We start from the raw sequence: 24,654 nt of genomic DNA, 5'->3' as shown, positions 1-24,654 counted from the left end.
ACACGTGTAGCACGATGGCCGGAGCTTGACTTGAACCCGTGGCTCCGGGTTTGCTGTGCGTGATCACACTTTGACGAACCGCGCCTGTGAGGTTGAGCAGCGGTGTCACCACCCCCACCTCCTTTGGGCCGCGGTCGCAAGCGGGCGGCCCATGCCTTCGACGCCGCCCTCGACGACGCCGAACTCGTAGCCGCACGCACCTCGTTGGGCCAGGGGCGGTGGACCGATGTCCGCGCCCTCCTCGCGGCGACCGGCGAGGACTGGGACCGCCGCGGACACCGCGTCACCGTCCTCGCGCAGGAGTCCGCGACCCTCGCCTGGGCCCGTGACTGGCAGCTCGCCGAGCCGGAGTCCCCCGACGCGGCCGCACTCCTCGGCTGCGCCACCGTGGAACGCGCCCTGCACGGCAAGGCGCGTCCGGAGCACGCCCGTGACGCCTGCCGTGCGGCGGCGGCGCTCGCACCGGCCGACCCCACCCCGTGGCTCGGACTGCTCCTCCTGGAGCGCTCGCTCGGCACCGAGGAGGACGTGGTCCGGCTCTTCGACGAGGTGCGCCACCGGCACGCCGGCCATCACCACGCGCATCACCTGATGGTCGCCCGGCTCGCCGAGCGCCGCGCCGCGGCGGGCCGGGACCCTCTGCATGAGGTGTACGACTTCGCCAACTGGGCGGCCGAACAAGGGCCCGCCGACTCGCCGCTCGCGATCCTTCCTGTCGTCGCGCACGCCGAGCGCTTCCGTGTGCTCGCCGGCTCCGGGAGCGAGGCCACCGACCCGGTCGCCTCGGGCCACTGGGCCGGGCGCCGGGCCCGCCAGGTGATGAAGGCCGCCTTCGACTGGTGGCTGGAGTGGGAGCACCAGGACCATCCCCGACGGCTCGTCGACCTCAACTTCCTTGCTCACGCCAAGGTCTGCGAGGGCCGGGACGCCGAGGCCGCCGCCCTGTTCCATCGCATCGCGGAGCATGCCACCCCGGCTCCCTGGTCGTACCCGGACCGCGAGCCGTACCAAGCCTTCCGTGCCGCGCGCGACAGCGTGCTCGGCACGGGGTGAACGCCCCCGAAGACCAGACATCCGAAAGGACGACCCCGCGATGACGACGGGCAGTTCGAGCACATCGAGTACGTCGAACACGGGCAGACCGGCCGCCGACGACGGCATCAGCACGTTCAAGGGACAGGACCGCGCCCTGCGCGCCGGCCGGCTGGGCACGGGAGGTCTGCTGCTGTCCGTTCTCGCGGCGACCGCCCCGCTCATGGTGGTCGCGGGTGTCATGCCCGCAACATTCGCGGTGATGGGTATCGTCGGGCAGCCTCTGCTCTTCGTCATCCTCGGCATCGTCCTCGTGCTCTTCAGCGTCGGGTACGCCGAGATGAGCCGGCACGTCCACAACGCGGGCGCCTTCTACGCCTACATCTCGCGCGGGCTCGGCGGCACCCCGGGAGCGGGCGCCGCCGCGGTCGCGCTCGTCGCCTACAGCGCGCTCCAGGTCGGCATCTACGGACTCTTCGGCTTCGAGGTCTCCGGCCTGTTCGCCACCTACCTCGACACCCAGGTCGCCTGGTGGATACCGGCGCTGGCCGCCGTGCTCGTCGTCGGCGCGCTGGCCTGGCTGAAGATCGACGTCAACGCGTGGGTGCTCGGCGTGCTGCTCGTCATCGAGGTCACGCTCGTCGTCGTCTTCGACGTCGCGGCCGTCGGCGACCCGGCGGGTGAGGGACTGTCACTGCACGCCTTCAACCCGGACACGCTCACCGGAGCGGGCGTCGGCACCGCGCTGTGCTTCTGCATCGCGGCCTTCACCGGCTTCGAACAGGCCCCGGTGTACGCCGAGGAGACCAGCCGCCCGCACATCCTCGTGCCGCGCGTCATGTTCCTCGCCATCGGCTTCGTCGCCGTCTTCTTCGCGATCAGCTCCTGGGCGCTCACCGTCGCCACCGGACCCTCCGCGATCGTCGGGACCGCCCAGAAGCAGAGCGCCGGGCTGCTCTTCTTCCTCACCGAGTCACGGCTCGGCTCCACCTTCACGGACGTCCTGCACGTGCTGTTCGTGACCGGCATGTTCGCGGCGCTGCTCAGCTTCCACAACGTCGTGGCGCGGTACGCCTTCGCCATGGGACGCGAGGGTCTGCTGCCCAGCGCCTTCGGCCGGACCTCCGGCGCCAGCGGCGCCCCCGGCACGGGCTCGCTCCTGCACACCGTCGTCTCCCTGATCGTGGTCGGCGGCTTCGCCCTGGCCGACGACAAGCCGACCGGCGACCCGACCGCGCCCGTGCTGCAGCTGTTCACCTGGGGCGGCAACGTCGGAGCGCTCGGCGTCACCCTGCTGATGGCGTCCGCCTCGCTCTCGGTCGTCGTGTTCTTCGTCCGCCGCGGCGCGGCCCGCGCCCAGGCCTGGCGTCTGGTCACCTCCGTGATCGCGGGCATCGCCCTGCTCGTCATCGCGGTCTACACGGTCAAGGACTTCGACGTGCTCGTCGGCGCGGGTCCGGACTCCGCCCTGAACGTGCTGCTGCCCGCCGTCATCGGGGTCGCCCTGCTCGTCGGACTGGTCCAGGGACTGGTGCTGCGCTCCCGCAAGCCCGAGGCACACGCCCGGATCGGCCTCGGCAACGAGGCGTTCCAGTTGGACAAGGCGGCCGATTCCGCCTCCTGATGAGGCCCTCACGTCCTCTCCGGGGCCCCTGATCCCGGACACGACGTGCGAAGAGATGACGGAACGCTGACGGGCACCCGCCACCGCTGGATTTTGAGGGTGGCGGGTGCTCGAATCAGTGGGTGAACACTGAACGGCCCGGGGAACCGGACCCGGAGCGACCGCGATCGCGGAAACCGGAGCGGCCCGAGCCGCGGGAGCCGGAGCGGCCCGAGCCGACGGCCCCCGAAGAATCCGAGGAGCCCGGGGAGCGCGGCAGGCCCATCGGCCGACGGGTGCTGCTCGGCACGCTCGGACTCGGTGCCCTCGGCGTACTGACCGCGCCCACGCTCCAGCGGGGGATGGAGTCCTTCCTCGCCGGCGCCTCCGAGAAGGACCCCACCGGTCTGACCGGGCTGCTGCCCAACGGCGGCGGCTTCCGCTACTACTCGGTGGCCTCCTCCGTCCCGCACAAGAACGAGACGAACTACCGTCTCACCGTCGACGGCCTGGTCGACCACCCCACCAGCTACACCCTTGCCGACCTGCGCGCCCTGCCCCAGACCCGGCTGGTGCACGACGTCCAGTGCGTCACCGGCTGGCGTGTGCCCGGCACCCCCTTCGAGGGCGTACGCCTGTCCCACCTCCTCGACGCCGCCGGGGTGCGCCACTCGGCCGGGGCGATCCGCTTCACCTGCTTCGACGGGACGTACACGGAGAGCCTCACCCTGAGGCAGGCCCGCCGCGCGGACGTCCTGGTGGCCCTGCGCATGCAGGACAAGTCCCTCGGCCACAACCACGGCGGTCCCGTCCGCCTCTACGTGGCCCCCATGTACTTCTACAAATCCGCCAAGTGGCTCTCCGGCATCACCGTCACCGAGGACGTCCGTCCCGGGTACTGGGAGAACCGGGGGTACGACGTCGACGCCTGGGTCGGCCGTTCGAACGGACGCGACGATGAACCCACGAGTTGACGACACTCCGGCCGTGTCCGCGCACTCCTCCCACGTACGGCGCTTCAGCCGGGCCGAGCGCTGGGTGCACCGGGTCACGGCCCTGCTGATGGGTGTGTGCGTGGCCACCGCGGCCTGCCTCTACATCCCCCAGTTCGCCGAACTGGTCGGCCGCCGCGAACTCGTCGTCCGCGTCCACGAATGGGCCGGTCTGATGCTTCCGGTACCGGTCCTGGCGGGCCTGGCCTCCCGCGCGTTCCGCCGCGACCTGGGCTTCCTGAACCGCTTCGGCCCGCACGACCGGGTGTGGCTACGGGCGGCGCTGCGCCGCGACAAGGACCGGGAGTCCCGCCCCGCCGGGAAGTTCAACGCCGGACAGAAGATCTACGCCGCCTGGATCGCCGGGGCCACGCTGGTGATGGTGGGCACGGGCCTGCTGATGTGGTTCACCCACCTCACCCCGCTGATGTGGCGCACCTCGGCGACCTTCGTCCACGACTGGCTGGCCCTCACGATCGGGATCGTCCTCGCGGGCCACATCGGCATGGCGCTGGGTGACCCGGAGGCGCGGCGGGGGCTGCGTACGGGCTCGGTGAGCCGGCAGTGGGCCGACCGGGAACATCCGTTGTGGCGGCCGTGAGCGGACGCTCCGACGACGAACGACCCGCCGGACGGCCGGACTCGGCCGTCGGGCGGGTCGTCAGCGGACCGGCAGTACCTAGATGACCAGGGACAGCAGCAGCACCAGTCCTCCGGCCACCACCGAGATGATGGTCTCCATGACGGACCAGGTCTTGACGGTCTGACCGACGCTCAGACCGAAGTACTCCTTCACCAGCCAGAAGCCGGCGTCGTTGACATGGCTGAAGAAGAGCGAGCCCGCGCCGATCGCGAGGACGAGCAGCGAGGTGTGGGTGGTCGACATGTCGGCCGCGAGGGGCGCGACCAGACCGGCCGCCGAGATGGTGGCGACGGTCGCCGAGCCGGTCGCGAGACGGATCGCCACCGCGATCAGCCAGGCCAGCAGCAGCGCGGGGATCGACCAGTCCTCGGAGATCTCGAGGATCATCCGGCCCACGCCGGAGTCGATCAGGGTCTGCTTGAAACCGCCGCCCGCACCGACGATCAGCAGGATGCCCGCGATGGGGGCGAGGGACTTCTCGACCGTCGTCGAGATGCGCTCCTTGGTGAAGCCGGCCGCCCGGCCCAGGGTGAACATGCCCACGATCACGGCCGCGAGCAGGGCGATCAGCGGTGCTCCGACGACGTCGAAGACGCGCTGCGTCAGGTCCGTCGGGTCGTCGACGACGATGTCCACCAGCGCCTTGGCCAGCATCAGCACCACCGGCAGCAGCATGGTGGCGAGGGTCGCGCCGAAGCTGGGGCGCTTCTCCAGGTCCTCCGAGGCGCGCTGCGGGATCATGCGGTCGGGGGCCTGGACGTCCACCCAGCGGGCCGCGTACCGCGAGAACACCGGGCCGGCGACGATCACCGTCGGGATGGCGATCAGGACACCGAGGGCGAGGGTGATGCCGAGGTTCGCGTGCACCGCGTCGATCGCGACGAGCGGGCCGGGATGCGGCGGAATCAGACCGTGCATCACCGACAGGCCCGCGAGCGCCGGGATGCCGATGCGCATCAGCGAGTAGTTGCCGCGCTTGGCGACCATCAGGACCACCGGGATCAGCAGCACGATGCCGACCTCGAAGAACAGCGGCAGGCCGATCACCGAGGCGATCAGCACCATCGCCCACGGCATGGCGCGCCCGCCGGCCTTCGCGAGGATGGTGTCGACGATCTGGTCGGCGCCGCCCGAGTCGGCGAGCAGCTTGCCGAGGATCGCGCCGAGGGCGATCAGGACGCCCACGCCGGCCACGGTCGAGCCGAGTCCGCCGGTGAAGCTGACGATGACCTTGTCGAGCGGGGCGCCGGCGAACGCGCCTAGGGCCAGGGTGCCGATGGTCAGGGCCAGGAAGGCGTGCAGCTTGAACTTGGTGATGAGCAGGACGATGACGGCGATGCCCGCCAGCACGGCTATGCCCAGTTGAGCGTGGCCCGCCGAGGTGATCGGTTCGACGGTGTCCGCTGCCAGCATCTCGACACTGAGTCTGGTCACGGTGGTTCCCTTGCTTGAGAAACGGACGCGGGGAGGGTGGTACGCGAAGAAGGGCCTTCCGGACGGAAGGCAGGGGTGGTGAAGGCAGGGGTGGAGAAGACAGGGTGGAGAAGGCTCCGCCGCTTCGAGGGGCCGGGTCGGCACCATGAAGCGCGGGCGTCACCGCCGGGAGACGGTGTCACCGCGAGGGCGGCGTCACCGTCGGGGCGGGGTGAGACCGTCGAGCGCGGCCACGGCCCGTTCGGTGATCTCGTCGGGGCCGCCGGACACGTCCACACAGACCCCCGCCTCGTCCGCCGCCAGCGGCTGGAGCGTGGCGAACTGCGAGTCGAGGAGCGCGGCGGGCATGAAGTGCCCCTTGCGGTGCGACATCCGGTTCTCGATGAGTGCGCGGTCACCGGTGAGGTGGACGAAGACGACCCCGGGTGCCGCGGCCCGCAGCCGGTCCCGGTAACTGCGCTTCAGCGCCGAGCTGCTGACCACACCCCCGAGCCCGGCCCGGTCGTGCGCCCAGCGCCCGATGGCGTCCAGCCAGGGCCGGCGGTCCTCGTCGGTCAGCGGCGTCCCGGCCGTCATCTTGGCGATGTTGGCCTGCGGGTGGAAGTCGTCGCCCTCGGCGTACGGAACGCCGAGCCGGGCCGCCAGCAACGGACCGATGGTGGTCTTTCCGGTGCCTGCGACGCCCATGACCACGACGACATGGGGGGTGGGACTGTGCTGCATCGCGCTCTCGCTGTCTTCGTCGACATCTGATGTCGACGCCACTGAAACGTATTAGGTACGACGAATTCAAGAGTGTGTGACATATAAGTCTGACTTTTTGTTCTCGGCGTCATCCTCGTACGCTGGCCCCATGACCACACGGGGCCGGGGACTGCACGGACATGTACTGGAATCCCTCGGGCCGGCCATCACAGCGGGCGACTACCCGCCGGGAAGCGTTCTGCGCACCGACGAACTCGCCCAGCGCTTCGAGGTGTCCCGCTCCGTGATGCGCGAGGCGGTCCGGGTGCTCGAATCGATGTACCTGGTCGAGTCCCGCCGCCGCGTCGGCGTGACCGTGCGCCCCAAGTCCGAGTGGAACGTCTACGACCCTCAGGTCATCCGCTGGCGGCTGGCCGGCGCCGACCGCCCCCACCAGCTCCGTTCGCTCACCGTGCTGCGCTCGGCGGTCGAACCCGTCGCCGCGGGACTGGCCGCACGGCACGCCACCGCGGAGCAGTGCGCAGAACTCACCGAGTGCGCGCTGGGCATGGTCGCCACCTCACGCGGGCAGCAGCTGGAGGGGTACCTCGTCCACGACGTCGCCTTCCACCGGGTGATCCTCAACGCGTCGGGCAACGAGATGTTCGCCCGCCTCGGTGACGTCGTCGCGGAGGTCCTGTCCGGCCGGACCCATCACGAGGTCATGTTCGAGGACCCCGACCCCGCGGCCGTCACCCTGCACGTCCAGGTCGCCGAGGCCGTCCGCGAGGGCGACGCGCGCCGCGCCGAGCAGCTCACGCGCGAGATCACGGTCGGCGCGCTCCAGGAACTGGACATCCTGGCACCCTGACGGTCCGCGTACTCCGCGGTCGGCGCACTCCGCCGGTCCGCCCCGACGGTCAGTCGAGGAACTCCCCGTCCACGTACACCCAGGCCCCGTCCACCCGCTCGAACCGGCTCCGCTCGTGCAGCGAGCCGCCCCGGTAGGAAGCCCGGAAGGTCACGGTCCCCGTGGTGTGGAACGCCGAGCCCTGACCCGTGTCCAGGATCTCCAGGCCGGTCCACCGCATCCCGGCGTCGAACTCCACCCGGGCCGGCCGTGTCCGCGGATGCCAGGTCCGCAGCAGGTACCCCTCGTCCTCCTTCACGAAGGCGCAGTAGCGCGACCGCATGAGCGCCTCGGCACTCGGCGCGGCGGCCTCACCGCGGTGGAAGCGCCCGCAGCACCGCGCGTACGGCTCGGCGAGCCCGCAAGGGCAGGAACGGCTGGTCATCGTGTCATTCTCCCCGGACCCGCGCCGAGTCGGCGTTCGTGGGCGGATAGGCGGGCCGGACCGGCATCTCCGGCACGGGCGCGGGCAGCGGAGGCAGCGCCCTCTCGTACAGCCACTCCGTGAAGAGGTCGTCCAGGGGCTCGGCCGCGTAGCGCGAGACGTGCGAGGTGAAGGCGGACGTGGTGACCGCGCCGCCCCGGTGCAGGGTCGCCCAGCCGCGCAGCATGCGGAAGAACGCCTCGTCGCCCATCGCACAGCGGATCGCGTGCACCGTGAGCCCGCCGCGCTCGTAGAGCCGGTCGTCGAACATCAGCTTGCGTCCCGGGTCGGACAGCAGCAGGTCCTGCGGCAGCGCGGACAGCTTCCGGTGCGCCGCGGCGGCCAGCTGACGCGCCGGACGCCCGCCGGAGCGCTCCGACCACAGCCACTCCGCGTACTTCGCGAGCCCCTCGTTCAGCCAGATGTGCCGCCAGTCCGCGATCGACACGCTGTTGCCGAACCACTGGTGCGCCAGCTCGTGCGCGATCAGCCGCTCCGACCCCCGCGCCCCGTCGACATGGTTGGCGCCGAACAGCGAAAGACCCTGAGCCTCGACGGGGACGTCGAGCTCCTCCTCGGTCACCACCACCGCGTACTCGCCGAACGGATACGGTCCGAAGAGGCTCTCGAACAGTTCCATCATCGCGGGCTGCCGTGCGAAGTCCCGGGAGAACTCCGGGAGCAGCTGCGCGGGCAGATGCGCGGACTGCGGTACGCCCCCGAGGCCCGGGTCGCCGAGCAGCACCGTCTGGTACTTGCCGATCGACATGCCCACCAGATAGCTGGAGGTCGGCGCCGACTGCTCGTACACCCAGGTGGTCGTCGACGCCTTCGTCGTCCGCGTCAGCAGGCGTCCGCCCGCCACCACCGCGTAGGAGGACGGCGTGGTGATCGAGATCTGGTAGGAGGCCTTGTCGGCGGGCCGGTCGTTGCACGGGTACCAGGACGGCGAGCCGACCGGCTGGCTCGCCACCAGCGCCCCGTCCTCCAGCTCCTCCCAGCCGAGTCCGCCCCAGGGGCTGTTGACCGGCTTGGGGTTGCCCGACCAGTGCACCTCGACGGTGAACGCGGCGCCGGCCCGGACCGGCTTCGGCGGACGGACCCGCAGCCTGCCGCCCCGGTGCGTGTAGTGCGGCGCCTTGCCGTCGACACGGACCCGGCCGATCCGGAAGTCGGCCAGGTTCAGCTGGAACTCGGTCAGTGGGGAGCGGCCCGCTATGGCGTTGATCCGCGCGGTGCCGGAGAGCCGGTTGGGGCCGGGGCGGTAGTCCAGCGCCAGCTCGTACCGGTGCACCCGGTAACGGGCATCGCCGTTGGCCGGGAAATAGGGGTCCGGTCCCGCTGTCTGCTGAACGCTCACTGCTGCGACTGCTCCCTGCCCTGTGCTCGACGTACCGCTGTACCGCCCTTCGTATCCGATCAGGTCACGTCTTCTATGAACGCCAGGCCTCGATCGGATTGCCCAGCCAGCGGGTGTCGTCGGGAACGGACTCCGCCGCCATCACCAGCGACGCGGGACCCAGGGTGGAACGGGCCCCTACGGTGCTGCCGGGCAGGACGATTCCGCCCGGGCCCAGGGTGGCGCCCTCACGGAGGACCACAGTATCCGTCCGCAAGATCCGGTCGTGGAAGAGGTGGGTCTGCAGGACACAGCCCCGATTGACCGTGGCCGCGTCCCCGAGCGTCACCAGGTCCGTCTCGGGCAGCCAGTAGCTCTCGACCCACGTGCCCCTGCCGATCCGGGCGCCCAGCCCGCGCAGCCACGCGGTCATCAGCGGCGTACCGGGCACGGATCCGGCCAGCCACGGCACGGCCACGACCTCCACGAACGTGTCGGCCAGCTCGTTGCGCCACACGAAACCGCTCCACAGGGGATGCTCCCCGGCGCGGTGGCGGCCGACCAGCAGCCACTTCGCCACGATGGACACCAGGCACGCGAGCACGCCCACCGCGAGCAGCACGGCTCCGGACAGCGCCCACGCCCACGGGCCCAGCGCACACAGCGCGGCGACCGTCAGCACGGCCAGCGCCGCCGAACAGAACACCGGCACGAGCCGGCACACCTCCACCAGACCGCGGGCCCAGAGCAGCCGGGCCGGCGGGTCGTAGGTACGGCTCTGGTCGCCGCCCTGCGCGGAACGCGGCAGTTTCACCGGCGGCAGCCCCAGATACGAGGTGCCCTTCTTCGCCTTCTTCGGCGTCGCCGACAGCACGCCGACCAGACCGCCGTCCGGCACACTGCGGCCCGGAGCGGTCATCCCGGAGTTGCCGAGAAACGCCCGGCGGCCGATCTCGGCCCGCCCGATCCGCATCCAGCCGCCCCCGAGCTCGTACGGCGCGGTCAGCGTGTCGTCGGCGAGGAACGCGCCCTCGCCGACCGTCGTCAGACTCGGCAGCGCGAGCACGGTCGACACCTCGGCGCCCCGGCCGATCCGCATGCCGAGGAGCCGCAGCCACACCGGCGTGATCAGCCCGGCGTACAGCGGGAACAGCACCTCCCGGGAGCGGTCCATGAGCTGGGTGACCGTCCACGCCTGCCAGCCGATCCGGCTGTGGGTCGGATGGGTGCCCTCCCGCAGCCCGAGGCTCAGCAGCCGTACGGAGACCAGGAGCAGCACCGCGTACGCGAGACCGAAGGCGAGCGTCGCCGGCACCAGGCCGAGCGCGGCACCGCGCAACGCCTCATCGAGGCCCGCGTCCGCGCTCACGAACACCCGGATCACGAGCAGCGCGGCGACGGAGGCCAGCACGGGCAGCGCGCTCAGCGCGAACCCGGTCGCGCCGTACATCGCCCGCCAGTACGTGCCACGCTGCGGCCTGTCCTTGGGCCATACGCGCTTGGCCTTGCCGAGCTTGACGGCGGGCGCGCCGGCCCAGCGCTGCCCGGTCGTGATCTGCCCCGCCACGGCGGAACCCGGCGCCACCTCGGCACGCTTGCCGACCCGGGCGCCCGGAAAGAGGATGCTGCGCGTCCCGACCACGGCACCGGCGCCCACCTTCACGGCGCCGATCTCCAGCCGGTCACCGTCCAGCCAGTACCCCGACAGGTCCACCTCGGACTCGACGGCGGCACCCCGGCCCAGCTTGAGCATGCCGGTCACCGGCGGCAGCGAGTGCAGATCCACGTCCTGGCCGACCCTGGCGCCCAGAGCACGGGCGTACCGCTCCAGCCAGGACCCGGTCAGCGACGTCGCGCCGCTGAATCCGGCGAGCCGCTCGGCCGTCCAGAGCCGCAGATGGACGCTCCCACCACGCGGATACCGGCCGGGCTTCACCCCGCGCAGCAGCAGCCGCGCACCGCCCGCGGCGACGGCGAGCCGTCCCGGCGGGCTGTAGAGGACGAGCGCACCGGCGCCCACCAGCCACCACGAGGTGCCGGGTGCCCATGGATACGGACCGAACCAGTGCAGTACGTTGCCGAGCGCGGCCAGCGCCACGGTCCAGCGCAGCCCGAGCACGCTGAACAGCGGGACCAGCACGAGCAGCTGGACCAGCTTGGCGCGCAGCGGGACCGGCGCGATGATCCGCTCGGCGCCGTCGTCCTGGCGGGACTTCTCCAGATGACGGGCCAGCTTGCGCAGGACGGGCTGCTGATAGATGTCGAGCACGGCGGCGCTCGGATAGCGGGCGCGAAGTCTCGTGGTGAGCTGGGCGGCGGCCAGACTGCTGCCGCCGATCGCGAAGAAGTCGTCGGTGGAGCCGCCGACGGGGATGCCGAGGACCTCGCTCCACTGCTCGGCGAGCCAGGCCTCCGTGCCGTAGAGCTGCTCCTTGGCGCCACCCGTCTCCAGGCCCTCCAACGGCCAGGGCAGCGCGTTCCGGTCGACCTTGCCGGACGTGCGGGTCGGCAGATCCTCGACCGGGGCGATCAGCGGCACCAGGGCGGCGGGCAGTTCGGCGCGCAGCTTCTCGACGGCGGCCGCCCGGTCCCAGCCGTCCTGGGTGACGACATAGCCGACGAGGAGCTGATTGCCGCCGCGCGCGGTCCGCACGGCGCAGGCGGCGCCCGCGACCCCGGGCAGCGCCTGGAGCGCGGCGTCCACCTCGCCCAGCTCGATCCGGCGTCCGCCGAGCTTGATCTGCTCGTCGGCCCGCCCGAGGAAGATCAGCCCCTTGGGCTCGGCCTTGACCAGGTCACCGCTGCGGTACGCCCGCTCCCAGCCCAGCGACTCGAGCGGCGCGTACTTCTCGGCGTCCTTCTCGGCGTCGAGGTAGCGGGCGAGTCCGACTCCGCCGATCACCAGCTGGCCGCTGCCGCCCATCGGCACCGGCTCGCCGGCCTCGTCCACGACCGCCAGCTCCCAGCCGTTGAGCGGCAGTCCGATCCGGATGGGCTCGTCCCCGGTCAGCAGCGCGGCACAGGCCACGACGGTCGCCTCGGTCGGCCCGTACGTGTTCCATACCTCCCGGCCCTCGGTCACCAGCCGCTGTGTCAGCTCGGGCGGGCAGGCCTCGCCGCCGAAGATCAGCAACCGGACCTCGGTGAGGGTCTCGGGCTCCCACAGGGCGGCGAGCGTGGGCACGGTGGAGACGACGGTGATCTCCTGCTCGACCAGCCAGGGCCCGAGGTCGGCGCCGCTGCGCACCTGGGAGCGCGGCACGGGCACCAGACAGGCGCCGTACCGCCAGGCCAGCCACATCTCCTCGCAGGAGGCGTCGAAGGCGACGGAGAGACCCGCCATGACCCGGTCGCCGGGGCCGATGGGCTCCTCGGCCAGGAAGAGGTCGGCCTCCGCGTCGACGAAGGCGGCGGCGCTGCGGTGGCTCACGGCCACGCCCTTGGGCTTGCCGGTGGACCCCGAGGTGAAGATGATCCACGCGTCGTGCTCGACGCCGGGCCGACCGGCGGGAACCTCGGAGCGGCCGGTGACAGTCAGCTCCTGCCCGGCCCCGACGACCGCGCGCACGTCCGCCTCGCCGAAGACCAGCTCGGCCCGCTCGTCGGGGTCCTCGGCGTCCACCGGAACATAGGCGGCACCGGTCGCCAGGACCCCGAGGATCGCCACGTACAGCTCGTTCGTGCCGGACGGGACCCGCACGCCGACCCGGTCTCCGAGACCGACCCCGGCCTCCGCGAGCCGCCACCGCATGGCCTCGACCTCGGCGGCCAGGGCACGGTAGGTGAGGGCACGCCGGCCGTCGTCGAGAGCGGGCTCGTCGGGGTACGCCCGAACGGAGGCGTCGAGGATGTCGACGAGCGTCCGCGGCGAGGCGGCCGAAGCGGCGGAGAAGCGCGCCTGGTCACCGAACTCCGCACGCACCTCGTCGTCGGACAACGCGAGTGCGGGGCCTTGCTGGAGGGCTGCCATCGGGTCCTCACGTGTTGTTCCCGGAGACTCCGGGGAGCCGGTGGGCCCGCAGGTACGCCTGGGGATATTCCGGTCCAGCTCCGAACAAGCCTGCAATTTTAGTACGACGCTAGCTTCGGACCTGCGGATCAGCGATGCGAGGCGTCCCCGAGAGCGTCGTCAGGGCCCTCGCTCCAGCGCTGTGACGTGGGGGTATGTCAGCGTGACGAGATCTGCCCCACATCTTTCCGTGACGCTGCGGACACAGTGAGCGAGGGCCCCGATCCGATGATCGGGGCCCTCGCTGTGCCAGGCGCGGCAGGGCGGCGTGACGGCTCGCGGCCGCCACGCCGGGCGTGCTGTTCCTCGGTGCGGTCCGGCCCGGTCAGCCCGCGGCGCAGGAGACCGTGGGCCACGTCCAGTTGCCGTTGGTCTGAATGGTGACGCCGAAGGTGTTGCCGCTGCCGTTGGGTTTGGCCGTCAGGACCTGGGCGCTGGGGTAACTGGCGCTGATGTTCCAGGTCGAGAGGATCTTCGCCGGGGACGGGACGTTCATCGTCACGGTCCAGTTGCCGGCACCGGTGACCGTGACGTTGAGATTGTACCGGTCGCTCCACTGCTGGCCCGCGGACAGCGTCGCGGTGCACCCGCCACCGCCACCGCCGCCACCTGTGCCGCCGCCGTCGGGAGCCACGGCGCGGCCGGTCCCCGGGGAGATCATCCCGGCGCACAGGCCGCGCGCGGCCAGTCCCTGCGCGATGCGCGGGATCGCGGCGATCGTGTTGGCCGGCCAGTCGTGCATGAGGATGATCTGGCCGTTGGTGAGCCGGCCGGCGGCCTGGACGATCGCGTCGGTGCTCGCGCCGTTCCAGTCCTGCGAGTCGACGTCCCAGATGATCTCGGTGAGGCCGTATGCGGCCTCGACCGCCTTCACCGTCGCATTCGTCTCGCCGTACGGCGGACGGAACAGTTTCGGCGTGCCGCCGCCGGCGGCGGCGATGGCCTGCTGGGTCCGGGAGATCTCCGAGTCGATCTGGGCCCGGCTCTGCTGGGTCAGATGCGGGTGGGTGTAGCTGTGGTTGCCCACCCACATGCCGGCGTCGACCTGGGCCCGCACCTGGGCCGGGTTCCCGGCGGCGTACTGGCCCTGGTTGAACATCGTGGCCCGCAGCCCGTTCTGCTTGAGCGCGTTGAGCAGATTCGGCGTGGTCGTGGACGGGCCGTCGTCGAAGGTGAGCCCGACGTACCCGTTGCAGGTGGCGGCCTGCGCCGGACGGGCGTCGAAGGCGAGGGTGCTCGTGACGGCCGTCGCGACGACGGCCAGCCCCGTGATCAGGGCGCGTAAGGATCGAAGCGGTCTGGTTCTCATGCGAAGGGGTCCTCCGGCTTCGGGGGTTCGGGCGGTCAGCTCGTGCTGCAGGAGACGGTCGGCCAGGTCCAGTTGCCGTTGGCCTGGACGGTGACCCCGAAGTTGTTGCCGCTGCCGTTGGGTTTGGCGGTCAGCACCTGGGCGCTGGGGTAGGAGGCGCTGATGTTCCAGGTGGAGAGGACCTTCGCGGGGGACGGGATGTTCATCGTGACGGTCCAGTTGCTGGAGCCGGTGACCGCGACGTTGAGGTTGTAGCGGTCGCTCCACTGCTGGCCGGCGGACAGGGCCGCGGTGCATCCGCCGCCACCACCGCCCCCGCCGCCACCGCCCGAACCGGTGTCACCCACCGTGATGTTGGAGTTCCCGCTGCTCTGGTATCCCTCGGTCGCGAGGATCATGTAGTAGTTGAAGCTGCCCAGAGGCATTCCGGCGCGGGCCCAGGCGTCGAAGTGGTTGCCGGTGGTGATGGTTCCACCCGTCCTCTTCGACTGACGGACGCTCCAGTACTGGTCGAAGGTGCGCGTGCCCTCGACGGAGGGGGCGTTGGTCCGCGTCGTCTTGTAGATGTCGTACGTACCGCCGTCGCTGGTGACCGTGCCCTTGAACGTTCCGGTGGGCCGGTAGGTGCCCCAGTTGTCGACGATGTAGTACTCAACGAGCGGGTTGGCCGTCCACCCGTAGAGAGCCAGGTAGGCGTTGCCGGACGGGTTGAAGGTGCCCGAGTAGGTCACACTCCTGCGTCCGCCGTTGCTCCAGCCCTTGCCGGCGACGAAGTTCCCGGTGTTGCTCCATGAGGTGCTGTAGTTGCCGGTGGACCCCAGGTTCATCGAGACCGTGCCCGGTGAGTCGGTCCAGAACGAGTAGTAGTAGCCGTTGTCGGTACCGGTCTGGTTCGACGTGACGACCGTGTCGGCGTGGGCGGTGCCGGGCAGGGTCAGCGCGGCCACGGCGACCAGCAGCATGGTGCAGACACCACTGATGAGCAGCCGGAAGTGACTGAGCGCCCCGAAGCGACCGCTGCTGCGGCTCGACGGGTGTGCGGGTGCGTCGATCATCTGCGTGTTTCCTCCTCGTTCTCGTGGACCGGTGGGGGCCAGGCGGCGTGACACGGTTCTGGAGGGACGTCGCGAGGTCGCGGAACAGGCGTGAGGTGACCGCGCGTCGGCATCGCGCAACACGGCCGGGCTTGAGCTCCGTGAATCGCGAACAGTGTTGATCTGGCCCTGTCAACTGTCAATACTTTCGGCTGTACTGCCGAAACATTCGCCCAGATGGGTAGCCCTCGCGGTCGAGGTTTTACCTGTTCAGGGCCTATCCGTGGCCTGATTGGGCGAGAGAGATCATCGGTCGGACGCCACTCAAGATCAAATGGAAGTCCAATTCTTCGAAAGTTTCGAAGCTCTTCCGAATCGGGCTTCGAGGGTCGGGTCGGCGGGGGATCGCCGAATGTGGAGGCCGCGATCAGCGCGGGCCCCTGGGCGATGCCGGGGGTATCGCGCGGTCGGTCGTGCGGCGGGCCGGAAACGCGGAAGACCTCGCGCGAGGTGGGGTCTCGGCCGGTGGGGTCGTTCGCGAGCTCACTCGATCAGGCGCAGCGGGGCTGCGTGCGGTCGTGGAGGACTTCGGCCGCCGCGAGGACGGCGGCCTCCGGTGCCGCCTGGTCCTCGCGCGCGAGCCGTGACGGCAGGCCCCGGGCCTGATCGCGGTCGACGTCGTCCTCGAAGGGGCGGCGCGTGGGGTGCCGGGAGCACGGGGTGCCGGGGCACGGCGTGACCGGGGATGGCTCGCGCCTCCGGCCGGCCGCTGCGACAGCCTCGGAAGACGGGTGACGGGACCTGCGCCCCGGAGTCCTCCCAGGTGACTCCGGCAGTCGTATGGTTCATGGTGATTTATGGTGACCCAAGGAGAATGCCCCTACCGGAGGTGCAATGATGCGCGCCGCGGCAGCGATCGTCTCTCTGGCTGTCAGCGTGACGCTCATCGTCGCGACATCGGCTTGTGACCAGGGCGGGTCGGAGTCGTCGAACGTCCACTACGGCGACTGCCCGATCTCGGGACACTACGGGGAGTTTCATCTGTCACCCCGGACGGCGGGCGCCCTCACGGTCAAAACGACCCTGCCCGCGCCCGGCTGGTGGAACAGCGGCGACGCGCCGGACTCCATCAAGAGCGGCTACGAGTACTGCATGGCCGCCAACATCGCCTACCGGTCCGGACTGGACCGGGTGAAGGTGGAGAACGCCCCCTTCCCGGAGGTCGTGTCCGGCCGGACCGAGGACTTCGACCTGGCCCTGGCGCAGATCACGATCACCCCGGAACGGAGCAAGGTCGTCGAGTTCTCCCCGCCCTACCTCTCCTCGACCCTGGGAGTGCTGATCAGGGACGACGAGAAGATCAACGAGGACAACATCCGTGACGTCCGCATCGGGGTGGCCGAGGGCACCACGGGCGAGGAGTTCGTCCAGAAGCGCCTCAAGCCGACCAAACCCGTCACCGCCTTCCCCAACGACCCGGACATGGTCACGGCGCTGGAGGAGGGACGGATCGACGCGGTCGTCCACGACACGACGATTCTGCTGGCGTATCCCCAGAAGCGGGAGGGCAGGGTGCGCCTCGTGGGCCAGTACAGGACCGACCAGGGTTACGGCGCGCTCTACCCGAAGGGGTCACCCAACAGGGACGAGCTGGACCAGATCATCAGGCAGCTGATCGACGACGGAACGCTCACCAAACTGTCGGCCGTCTATCTCGGGGCCGCTTTCGGCCAGGACCCGGCCAAGATCCCGTACTTCACGGTCGACGGCGGCTCCTGAACGCTCCGGGCGTGCGCACACCCCCGGGGCGGCGGTCCGGCTTCTGTCCCGCTTCACAGGTCTGTGGTCCGGTTTCCGTCCCGCTTCACAGGTCCGCCATCAGGAGGTCGCCCAGGGCCCCGGCGGCTCCGGCGGCGAGCGACTGCTCGGCCCAGATGATCTTTCCTCGGTCGGTGTACCGGGTCCCCCAGCGGTTGGACATCTGCGCGACGAGAAACAGACCACGGCCCCCCTCGTCGGTGAAGGCTGCGCGGCGCAGGTGCGGGGAGGTGCTGGTGCCGTCGGCGACCTCGCAGATCAGGCTGTCGCGGTCGCGCAGCAGCCGCAGACTGATGGGGCTCCCTCCGTACCGGATGGCGTTCGTCACCAGTTCGCTGAGGATCAGCTCGGTCGTGAAGGCGGCTTCGCCGACCCCCCAGGACTCGAGCTTGCGGGTGGCCTCGGCGCGGATCCGGGAGACGGCCGCGGGGTCGGCGGGCACGTCCCACTCCTCGACCTGCTCCGGGTCGAGCAGCCGGGTGCGTGCGACGAGCAGGGCGACATCGTCACTCGACCGGGTGCGCAGCATCGCGTCGAGCACCACCCGGCAGGTGTCGTCCGGGGTGGCGCCGTCCGTATCGGCGAGCGCATCCCTCAGCATGCCGAGCCCGATGTCGATGTCCCGGCCGCGGGCCTCGACCAGGCCGTCGGTGTAGAGGACCAGCCGGCTGTCGGCGGCCAGCCGGAGCACGGCCGTCTCGACCGGCAGCCCCCCTCCCACGCCGAGTGGCGGGGCGACGGGGATGTCGGGGAAGGTCACGGAGCCGTCGGGCGAGACCAGCGCCGGACCGGGATGACCGGCCCGGGCGAGAACACACCGCCCGGAGACCGGATCGTAGACCGCGTAGAGGCAGGTGGCACCGGTGACGGCCTCGGTGTTGCCCTCGGCTGCCGCGTCCTGGTCGATCCGGGTGATCAGGTCGTCCAGGTGCGCGAGAAGCTCGTCCGGAGGAAGGTCCAGCGCGGCGAAGTTGTGCACCGCGGTCCTCAGGCGGCCCATCGTCGCGGCGGCGTGCAGACCGTGTCCGACGACGTCGCCGACCACCAGGGCCACCCGGGCTCCCGGCAGCGGGATGACGTCGTACCAGTCGCCGCCCACCCCCGCCTGGGCGGGCAGGTACCGGTGTCCGACCTCCAGGGCGGACAGCTCGGGGAGCGTGCCGGGCAGCAGGCTGCGCTGGAGGGTGACGGCCGTGGTGTGCTCGCGGGTGTAGCGGCGCGCGTTGTCGATGCACACGGCCGCCCGGGCGGCGAGTTCCTCGGCGGGGGACAGGTCGTCCGGCTCGAAGGGGTCCTGCTCCGAACGCCAGAACTCCACGACCCCCAGCAATTGGCCTCGGGCCTGGAGCGGCACCGAGATCATGGAGTGGATGCCGAATTCGATGACCTTCCGGGCCCGCTCCGGGTTCTGGACCCGCCATCCGTCGGCCATGGCGAGGTCCGCCACCAGGACCGGTCGGCCGGTGGAGATACCGATGGCCACGGGGTTGCCGGGCGCGTAGTGCATACGCCTCCCGACGGGATAGAGGGGCACGTCGTCCCGGATGCCCTCGGCCGCGATACGGCGCATTTCCATGCTCGCCCCCGTCGGTTCACCCCCTTGCAGCACGGGCTCCAGCAACTCGACGGTGGCGAAGTCGGCGAAGCGCGGGACCGCCACCTCCGTCAGCTCCTCGGCGGTGCGCTGCATGTCGAGGGTGGTACCGATCCGCGTGCTGGCCTCATAGAGCAGTTGCAGGCGCCCGCCCGCCACGTCCGCCCGGCCCGCGAGGGCGCGCAGCTCCGTGGTGTCCCGCAGAGTGGCCACGCTGCCCCCCTGCAGGCCCACCGGCCGCAAGCTGACCGCGAGCAGGATGTCCCCGGCCAGGAAGACCTTGTCCGTGGCCGCCCGGCCCGATCCCAGCAGTCCGGCCAGGGCCGGGCTCAGTCCGAGTCCGGTGACGAGCTTGCCCTCGGCCTCCGGCGGCAGTGCGAGCAGCCGGCGCGCCTCGTCGTTGACCAGCAGCAGCCTTCCGTCACCGTCCAGAATGATCACGCCTTCACGGACCGCGTGCAGCACCGCGTCGTGGTGCTCGTACATGCGGGTCATCTCCACCGGCCCCAGGCCCCGGGTCTGGCGCCGCAAACGCCCGCTGACCAGTGCCGACCCACCCGCGGCCAGCAGCAGCGCGACACCGCCGGCGGCGAGGAGCACCGGCAGTTGGCGCTGCACCACGCTGGTCACCTTGTCCACCGTGACCCCCACGGTGACGAGGCCGACCGCGGTCCCCTTCTCGTCGAAGACGGCCACCGTCGAGTCGACCGCCTTCCCCAGACTGCTGTCGAACGTGGTCTGGTGGGGCTCGCCTTCGAGTGCCTGGTCGTAGGAGGTGGAGACGTGCTTCCCGATCTGGTCCGGGTCCGGGTGGGTCCACCGGAAGCCGTAGGGGCTCAGCGCGACGACGTAGTCGACGCCGGTCTTCTCGCGCACCGCCTCGGCATGTGGCTGGAGTGCCGCCGTCGGGTCATCGCTCTTCATCGCCTCGGCGGTGCCCGGGGCGTTCGCGAACGACTCGGCCGCCACCAGGGACCGGTCGCCGGCCTCCTGGATCGCGCGGTTGCGGTCCTGGACCACGAGCGCCACCACGGCCGTGGCGATGAGCAGCAGGACGACCACCAGTTGCAGCAGGAAGACCTGACCGGCGACGCTGCGCGGCTTCAGCGACGACAGCACACGCCGAACGGCCGATTGGTGACGGGCCTTCGGGCCGGCTTCCGGCGGCCCGGCCTTCGGAGGCACACGGTCGCCCCGTCGGCTCGCTGGGACGTATCGCCCAAGTTTGCCCATTTTCCCAGTATCAGTGACCGGCCCTGTGGGCGCGGCTCAGGACGGGCCCGGGCTGGTCCGGTCGGGCCGGTGCCCCGGCAGGCGGGGAGTCGTCCGCACGAGGACCCGGCGGCGGACACGGCGTGACACCCTGGCCCCGCGCCCGCCCGCCTTCCGAGCTGAAGGCTCAGGAACGACGAAACCGGTGAGTCATATGACTCACCGGTTTTGTGAATGCATCGGGGATGATCTCATGAACGTCCCAGCTGGTGTCCGAGGGGGGACTTGAACCCCCACGCCCGATAAAGGGCACTAGCACCTCAAGCTAGCGCGTCTGCCATTCCGCCACCCGGACAAGGTGTCTGTCGCGCGGGTTTCCCTCGCGGCGACAGAGGAAACATTACCAGGCTTTCGAGGGCCCCCGATCACCCCCCGTCGCCGCGTGAACGGCGTGTGACGGGCCGGGTCCTGCCTTGGGGAGGAGCGGGGGGCGGAGAGAGGATGAGGGGGACCGTCAGCGGCGACAGTGGGAGGAAGCAGCGTGAGCGAGAGCGGCACGACCAGGAGCGTCACGGGCGAGGACGAGGTTGTGGACCTCTGTCGTGAGCTGATCCGGATCGACACCAGCAACTACGGGGACCACTCGGGCCCGGGTGAGCGCAAGGCCGCGGAGTACGTCGCCGAGAAGCTCGCCGAGGTCGGACTCGAGCCACGCATCTTCGAGTCGCACAAGGGGCGCGCCTCCACGGTGGCCCGCATCGAGGGCGAGGACCCCTCGCGGCCCGCGCTGCTCATCCACGGCCACACCGATGTCGTACCGGCCAACGCGATGGACTGGACCCACCACCCCTTCTCCGGCGAGATCGCCGACGGGATGGTGTGGGGCCGCGGCGCGGTCGACATGAAGGACATGGACGCCATGACACTGGCGGTCGTACGGGAGCGGATGCGCACCGGCCGCAAGCCCCCGCGTGACATCGTCCTGGCCTTCCTCGCCGACGAGGAGGCGGGCGGCACCTGGGGCGCCCGGCACCTGGTCGACAAGCACCCGGACCTCTTCGAGGGCGTCACGGAGGCGATCGGCGAGGTCGGCGGGTTCTCCTTCACGGTCAACGAGAAGCTGCGGCTGTACCTCGTCGAGACCGCGCAGAAGGGCATGCACTGGATGAAGCTGACCGTGGACGGCACCGCCGGACACGGTTCGATGATCCACAAGGACAACGCGATCACCGAGCTGTCCGAGGCCGTCGGGCGGCTCGGCCGGCACAAGTTCCCGGTGCGCGTGACGAAGACCCTGCGGCACTTCCTCGACGAGCTCGGCGACGCCCTCGGCACCGAACTCGACCCGGAGAACATGGACGAGACGCTCGCCAGGCTCGGCGGCATCGCCAAGCTCATCGGCGCTTCGCTGCAGAACACCGCCAACCCGACCCAGCTGGGCGCCGGCTACAAGGTCAACGTGATTCCGGGGCAGGCCACGGCCCACGTCGACGGCCGCTACCTGCCGGGCTACGAGGAGGAGTTCCTCGCCGACCTCGACCGCATTCTCGGCCCCCGGGTGAAGCGCGAGGACGTGCACGCGGACAAGGCCCTGGAGACCGGCTTCGACGGCGCCCTCGTCGACGCCATGCAGACCGCGCTCTCCGCCGAGGACCCGATCGCGCGCGCCGTTCCGTACATGCTCTCGGCCGGCACCGACGCCAAGTCCTTCGCCGACCTCGGCATCCGCTGCTTCGGGTTCGCCCCGCTGAAGCTGCCGCCGGAGCTGGACTTCGCGGGCATGTTCCACGGTGTCGACGAGCGGGTGCCGGTCGACGCGCTCCAGTTCGGAGTGCGCGTACTCGACCGATTCATCGACGCGTCGTGACGCGTCGCCCACGGATCGTCCCGGCGCCGGACCGGGGAGTTGTGTGCGGTTGACGCCGGCATTCGCCCGTGCGTGCGGAGATCGCCCGGGACGGGTGAATGCGACCATAAGCCCATAGCCCTACTACTCCCTCCTCGTTACAGGTGTTGCGATCCGCTGCTTGGGGATCGCATTTGCCAACAAGGAGGAATAATGATCAAGAAGGTCGTCGCTGCTGCGGCTGCCACTGGTGGTCTGGTTCTCGCGGGTGCGGGCCTGGCCGTCGCCGACTCGGGTGCCCAGGGTGCCGCTGTGCACTCTCCGGGCGTCGCCTCCGGCAACGTCATCCAGGTGCCTGTTCACATCCCGGTGAACGTTTGCGGCAACACGGTCTCCGTGATCGGGCTGCTGAACCCCGCCTTCGGCAACGCCTGCCTCAACAAGTGACGTTGTGCCTCATTCCATGAGGGGGGCACCCCCATGGGTCACCTCATGAGGGTCACTTCGTGAGGGTCTGAACTCGTCGGCCCCGGAGTGCGCGCCATGCGCTCCGGGGCCGACCGGCTTTCCGCGGACCCGCCCCCTGGGCGGGTCCGTGTTCCGGATGGTCCACGTCCCAAGGACTAAGGCAGGGATACAGCTATGCGACAGGTCACCCGCAAAGGCCTGATGACCGTGGCCGCGGCCAGTGGTGTGCTCGCGGTCACCGGCGTCTCCGCGCACGCCGACTCGGGTGCGAACGGCTCCGCGTCGGACTCGCCCGGCGTGCTGTCGGGCAACACGGTGCAGGCGCCGGTGCATGCGCCGGTCAACGCCTGCGGAAACACCGTGAGCGTGGTCGGGGTGCTCAACCCCGCCATGGGCAACACCTGCGTCAACCACGGCGGCCGGGGCGGCAAGCCCGGCGGCCACGTCGGCACGGGCTCCCGCTCGGGCGGCGGCTCCCGGGCCGGCGGTCACGCCGCTCACTCGCCGGGTGTGGGCTCCGGCAACCACGTACAGGTGCCGGTCGACGCCCCGGTCAATGTCTGCGGCAACAGCGTGAACGTCGTGGGGATCGGCAACGCGGCAGCGGGCGACAGCTGCGCGAACGGCGCGTCCGGCGGCGGCCACACCACGACCCCGCCCGGCAGCCACCCCGGCCACCCCGGTCACCCGGGCCACCCCGGGCACTCTGATCACCCCGGGACTCCCGGAAACCCCGGTCACCCGGGTCAGCCCGGCACCCCCGGTCACCCGGGCCACCCTGGAAACCCGGGGCAGCCGGGCCAGGCCGGTAACCCGGGAACGCCCGGGCACCCCGGCCAGGCGGGCTCGGGCGGCGGCAAGCACCGCGGCGCCGCCTCGCAGGTCGACCAAACGGGATCGCGGTCCGTCGCGCGGACCACCCCGGGCGGTGCGGCCGAGCTCGCCCACACCGGCAGTGAGCTGCCGCTCGGCGCGGTCGTACCCGCGGGAGCCGCTGCGCTCCTGGCCGGCGCCGTGCTCTACCGCCGGTCGCGTTCGGCGGCCTGACACCACGGATCCGGCCCGGCCCGGCCCCGCCGGGCCGAACCGATGCCGGCATCGGCGCGATGATCACACGGGCGGGTGACGGCACGGATACGACTCGGTACGGCGCGGGCGTGGCCCGGTACGGCGCAGGCGTGATCATGGCGCGGCACCGGGGTGACCCAGGCGCCACGACCTTCCCCCGTGGCGTGCGCGACGGAGCGGGCCTCGCGACGGCGGGGCCCGCTCCGGTTCAGCGGACTTCCGTCACCACGTGGCGCGTACCTGTCGAATGATCCTCCGGCGCAACCGGACCCTGCGGCTCCCGTCGCGCAGCAGGCTCAGGCGGTCCAACTCCCAGTGTCCGTACTCGGCATGGTCCGTCAGCAGTCGTGTCGTCTCCTTGCGGGAGACCCCGCGAGGCACGTACACGTCGACAAATTCGTATTCCGGCATCGCATCTATTGTGCGGGCAGAGGCCCTGTACGGATAGCGTCTGCACTATGTCTGATGCTGTGCAGCCCACCGCTGCCGAGGTACGCGCCGCCGCCGAGGCGGTCAAGACCGCTCTCGACCGCCACCTGGCCGCGGTCGAGCGCAGGACGGGCGATGACGACCCGGCCGTCTACGAGGCGTTCAACGAGCTCGCCGCGGCGGCCGAGGAGTACGACGAGCTCCTCTACGACCGCTACGACGAGGTCACGCCCTTCGAGATCCCCGGCAGTGACGACACGCTGCCCCCGTACACCGGACCCGAGGAGCCGAACGCGCTGAGCGTGGTGATCCGCCGGGACTACGCGGTGGTGGAGCCGCAGCGACTGCTGGCGCAGGCTCAGCGGGTGGAGGCCGTGGAGGAGGACGGCGCGACCGCCACCGAGGGCTTCGACGCGGCGTCCGGCACTGTTCACGGAGCGCTCGGGGTCCTGTTCGGCGAGTTCGAGCCGGACGAGATCGCGTCCCGGCACAAGGAATTCGGGCTGGAGGAGGGCGACTCCACGCTCTGGGTGACCGCCGCGGACGAACCGGCCGATCCCGGGGAATGGCTGGAGGCACCCTTCGAGTCGATCGACCCGCAGCGGGTCGTCTGCCGCTTCGACGTCAGCGCGGTCTTCGACGACGAGTCGGACGACGACGACCTGGACGACCTCGGCTCCGAGGAGCAGACCGATCCCCAGGACGCGGATCGCTGAGGCCGGCCCGGCGCCAAGGGCTCACACGGGTGGCGGCCACCGCGATGCGGTGGCCGCCACCCGTGTTTCACGCACCGCGAACGTGCGACA

Annotated in this window: 19 protein-coding genes and 1 tRNA gene; 10 read left to right on the top strand and 10 right to left on the bottom strand. The window is 70.8% G+C overall.

Features of this window, described 5'->3' with window-relative positions; translation table 11 throughout:
* Positions 1 to 102: 102 nt before the first annotated feature.
* The 4 genes from OG788_RS11530 to OG788_RS11515 all read left to right on the top strand — a co-directional run bounded on the left by OG788_RS11530 (position 103) and on the right by OG788_RS11515 (position 4,228).
* The gene (locus tag OG788_RS11530; protein WP_406370514.1) at positions 103 to 1,053 is read left to right on the top strand and encodes a hypothetical protein; all 951 of its coding nucleotides are present in this window, start codon (positions 103 to 105) and stop codon (positions 1,051 to 1,053) included.
* Positions 1,054 to 1,093: 40 nt separating this feature from the next.
* Entirely contained in the window at positions 1,094 to 2,656 is a 1,563-nt protein-coding gene (locus OG788_RS11525; RefSeq protein ID WP_406370512.1) for an APC family permease, read from the top strand.
* A 122-nt stretch (positions 2,657 to 2,778) separates the two neighbouring features.
* Positions 2,779 to 3,609 carry a molybdopterin-dependent oxidoreductase gene (locus OG788_RS11520; protein WP_406370511.1) on the top strand — a complete coding sequence of 277 codons (831 nt, stop codon included), beginning with the start codon at positions 2,779 to 2,781 and terminating at the stop codon, positions 3,607 to 3,609.
* Positions 3,593 to 4,228, top strand: a complete 636-nt coding sequence (locus tag OG788_RS11515) for a cytochrome b/b6 domain-containing protein (RefSeq protein WP_351550404.1) — start codon at positions 3,593 to 3,595, stop codon at positions 4,226 to 4,228. Before OG788_RS11520 ends, OG788_RS11515 begins: the two co-directional genes overlap by 17 nt.
* 78 nt (positions 4,229 to 4,306) lie before the next feature.
* Here OG788_RS11515 and OG788_RS11510 read toward each other — a convergent pair whose 3' ends face one another.
* Complete coding sequence (locus tag OG788_RS11510; RefSeq protein ID WP_356748921.1) at positions 4,307 to 5,704, bottom strand: gluconate:H+ symporter; 1,398 nt, start codon at positions 5,702 to 5,704, stop codon at positions 4,307 to 4,309.
* A gap of 195 nt (positions 5,705 to 5,899) precedes the next feature.
* The gene (locus OG788_RS11505; RefSeq protein WP_406370510.1) at positions 5,900 to 6,427 is read right to left on the bottom strand and encodes a gluconokinase; all 528 of its coding nucleotides are present in this window, start codon (positions 6,425 to 6,427) and stop codon (positions 5,900 to 5,902) included.
* Positions 6,428 to 6,557: 130 nt separating this feature from the next.
* Between OG788_RS11505 and OG788_RS11500 the strand changes: the two genes are divergently transcribed.
* Positions 6,558 to 7,259, top strand: a complete 702-nt coding sequence (locus OG788_RS11500; RefSeq protein WP_356468414.1) for a FadR/GntR family transcriptional regulator — start codon at positions 6,558 to 6,560, stop codon at positions 7,257 to 7,259.
* Positions 7,260 to 7,308: 49 nt separating this feature from the next.
* Here the strand turns inward: OG788_RS11500 and OG788_RS11495 are convergent, their stop codons facing one another.
* From OG788_RS11495 to OG788_RS11475, 5 genes are all read right to left on the bottom strand, one after another.
* The gene (locus OG788_RS11495) at positions 7,309 to 7,683 is read right to left on the bottom strand and encodes a YchJ family metal-binding protein (RefSeq protein WP_351550421.1); all 375 of its coding nucleotides are present in this window, start codon (positions 7,681 to 7,683) and stop codon (positions 7,309 to 7,311) included.
* 4 nt (positions 7,684 to 7,687) lie between these two features.
* Positions 7,688 to 9,082 (bottom strand): M1 family metallopeptidase, encoded by a 1,395-nt coding sequence (locus OG788_RS11490; RefSeq protein ID WP_406370509.1) that lies wholly within the window; start codon positions 9,080 to 9,082, stop codon positions 7,688 to 7,690.
* Between the two features lie 73 nt (positions 9,083 to 9,155).
* The gene (locus OG788_RS11485) at positions 9,156 to 13,031 is read right to left on the bottom strand and encodes a Pls/PosA family non-ribosomal peptide synthetase (RefSeq protein WP_406370508.1); all 3,876 of its coding nucleotides are present in this window, start codon (positions 13,029 to 13,031) and stop codon (positions 9,156 to 9,158) included.
* 364 nt (positions 13,032 to 13,395) lie between these two features.
* Complete coding sequence (locus OG788_RS11480) at positions 13,396 to 14,379, bottom strand: polysaccharide deacetylase family protein (RefSeq protein ID WP_406370507.1); 984 nt, start codon at positions 14,377 to 14,379, stop codon at positions 13,396 to 13,398.
* Positions 14,380 to 14,414: 35 nt separating this feature from the next.
* Complete coding sequence (locus OG788_RS11475; RefSeq protein ID WP_406376726.1) at positions 14,415 to 15,341, bottom strand: glycoside hydrolase family 11 protein; 927 nt, start codon at positions 15,339 to 15,341, stop codon at positions 14,415 to 14,417.
* A gap of 969 nt (positions 15,342 to 16,310) precedes the next feature.
* Here OG788_RS11475 and OG788_RS11470 point away from each other — a divergent pair.
* Entirely contained in the window at positions 16,311 to 17,192 is an 882-nt protein-coding gene (locus OG788_RS11470; protein ID WP_406370506.1) for an ABC transporter substrate-binding protein, read from the top strand.
* Between the two features lie 85 nt (positions 17,193 to 17,277).
* Here OG788_RS11470 and OG788_RS11465 read toward each other — a convergent pair whose 3' ends face one another.
* Positions 17,278 to 20,058: a SpoIIE family protein phosphatase gene (locus OG788_RS11465; protein ID WP_406370505.1), complete on the bottom strand. Its 2,781-nt coding sequence runs from the start codon at positions 20,056 to 20,058 to the stop codon at positions 17,278 to 17,280.
* A gap of 246 nt (positions 20,059 to 20,304) precedes the next feature.
* A tRNA-Leu gene (locus tag OG788_RS11460) sits at positions 20,305 to 20,392 on the bottom strand.
* 186 nt (positions 20,393 to 20,578) lie between these two features.
* Between OG788_RS11460 and OG788_RS11455 the strand changes: the two genes are divergently transcribed.
* The 3 genes from OG788_RS11455 to OG788_RS11445 all read left to right on the top strand — a co-directional run bounded on the left by OG788_RS11455 (position 20,579) and on the right by OG788_RS11445 (position 23,398).
* Positions 20,579 to 21,904 (top strand): M20/M25/M40 family metallo-hydrolase, encoded by a 1,326-nt coding sequence (locus OG788_RS11455; protein WP_266756892.1) that lies wholly within the window; start codon positions 20,579 to 20,581, stop codon positions 21,902 to 21,904.
* Between the two features lie 192 nt (positions 21,905 to 22,096).
* A complete protein-coding gene (gene chpH / locus OG788_RS11450) occupies positions 22,097 to 22,330 on the top strand; it encodes a chaplin ChpH (protein ID WP_266756890.1) in 234 nt (77 codons plus the stop codon).
* Between the two features lie 195 nt (positions 22,331 to 22,525).
* The gene (locus OG788_RS11445; RefSeq protein ID WP_406370503.1) at positions 22,526 to 23,398 is read left to right on the top strand and encodes a chaplin family protein; all 873 of its coding nucleotides are present in this window, start codon (positions 22,526 to 22,528) and stop codon (positions 23,396 to 23,398) included.
* A gap of 243 nt (positions 23,399 to 23,641) precedes the next feature.
* On the opposite strand, the gene OG788_RS11440 is transcribed toward OG788_RS11445, so the two are convergent.
* The gene (locus tag OG788_RS11440) at positions 23,642 to 23,830 is read right to left on the bottom strand and encodes a DUF5703 family protein (protein WP_081223519.1); all 189 of its coding nucleotides are present in this window, start codon (positions 23,828 to 23,830) and stop codon (positions 23,642 to 23,644) included.
* Positions 23,831 to 23,877: 47 nt separating this feature from the next.
* Here OG788_RS11440 and OG788_RS11435 point away from each other — a divergent pair, with 47 nt between their 5' ends.
* Complete coding sequence (locus OG788_RS11435; protein ID WP_351556927.1) at positions 23,878 to 24,564, top strand: hypothetical protein; 687 nt, start codon at positions 23,878 to 23,880, stop codon at positions 24,562 to 24,564.
* Positions 24,565 to 24,654: the final 90 nt, after the last annotated feature.

The organism is Streptomyces sp. NBC_00647, assembly GCF_045207245.1.
Classification (GTDB): Bacteria; Actinomycetota; Actinomycetes; order Streptomycetales; family Streptomycetaceae; genus Streptomyces.
This window is presented reverse-complemented; position numbering and strand designations above follow the sequence as displayed.

Bases quoted from the DNA above. Each gene is read 5' to 3' on its own strand.
- OG788_RS11525 (WP_406370512.1), top strand. From the start codon at position 1,094: ATGACGACGGGCAGTTCGAGCACATCGAGTACGTCGAACACGGGCAGA.
- OG788_RS11515 (WP_351550404.1), top strand. From the start codon at position 3,593: ATGAACCCACGAGTTGACGACACTCCGGCCGTGTCCGCGCACTCCTCC.
- OG788_RS11505 (WP_406370510.1), bottom strand. From the start codon at position 6,427: ATGCAGCACAGTCCCACCCCCCATGTCGTCGTGGTCATGGGCGTCGCA.
- OG788_RS11500 (WP_356468414.1), top strand. From the start codon at position 6,558: ATGACCACACGGGGCCGGGGACTGCACGGACATGTACTGGAATCCCTC.
- OG788_RS11495 (WP_351550421.1), bottom strand. From the start codon at position 7,683: ATGACCAGCCGTTCCTGCCCTTGCGGGCTCGCCGAGCCGTACGCGCGG.
- OG788_RS11485 (WP_406370508.1), bottom strand. From the start codon at position 13,031: ATGGCAGCCCTCCAGCAAGGCCCCGCACTCGCGTTGTCCGACGACGAG.
- OG788_RS11480 (WP_406370507.1), bottom strand. From the start codon at position 14,379: ATGAGAACCAGACCGCTTCGATCCTTACGCGCCCTGATCACGGGGCTG.
- OG788_RS11475 (WP_406376726.1), bottom strand. From the start codon at position 15,341: ATGCTGCTGGTCGCCGTGGCCGCGCTGACCCTGCCCGGCACCGCCCAC.
- OG788_RS11470 (WP_406370506.1), top strand. From the start codon at position 16,311: ATGCGCGCCGCGGCAGCGATCGTCTCTCTGGCTGTCAGCGTGACGCTC.
- OG788_RS11465 (WP_406370505.1), bottom strand. From the start codon at position 20,058: ATGGGCAAACTTGGGCGATACGTCCCAGCGAGCCGACGGGGCGACCGT.
- chpH (WP_266756890.1), top strand. From the start codon at position 22,097: ATGATCAAGAAGGTCGTCGCTGCTGCGGCTGCCACTGGTGGTCTGGTT.
- OG788_RS11445 (WP_406370503.1), top strand. From the start codon at position 22,526: ATGCGACAGGTCACCCGCAAAGGCCTGATGACCGTGGCCGCGGCCAGT.
- OG788_RS11440 (WP_081223519.1), bottom strand. From the start codon at position 23,830: ATGCCGGAATACGAATTTGTCGACGTGTACGTGCCTCGCGGGGTCTCC.
- OG788_RS11435 (WP_351556927.1), top strand. From the start codon at position 23,878: ATGTCTGATGCTGTGCAGCCCACCGCTGCCGAGGTACGCGCCGCCGCC.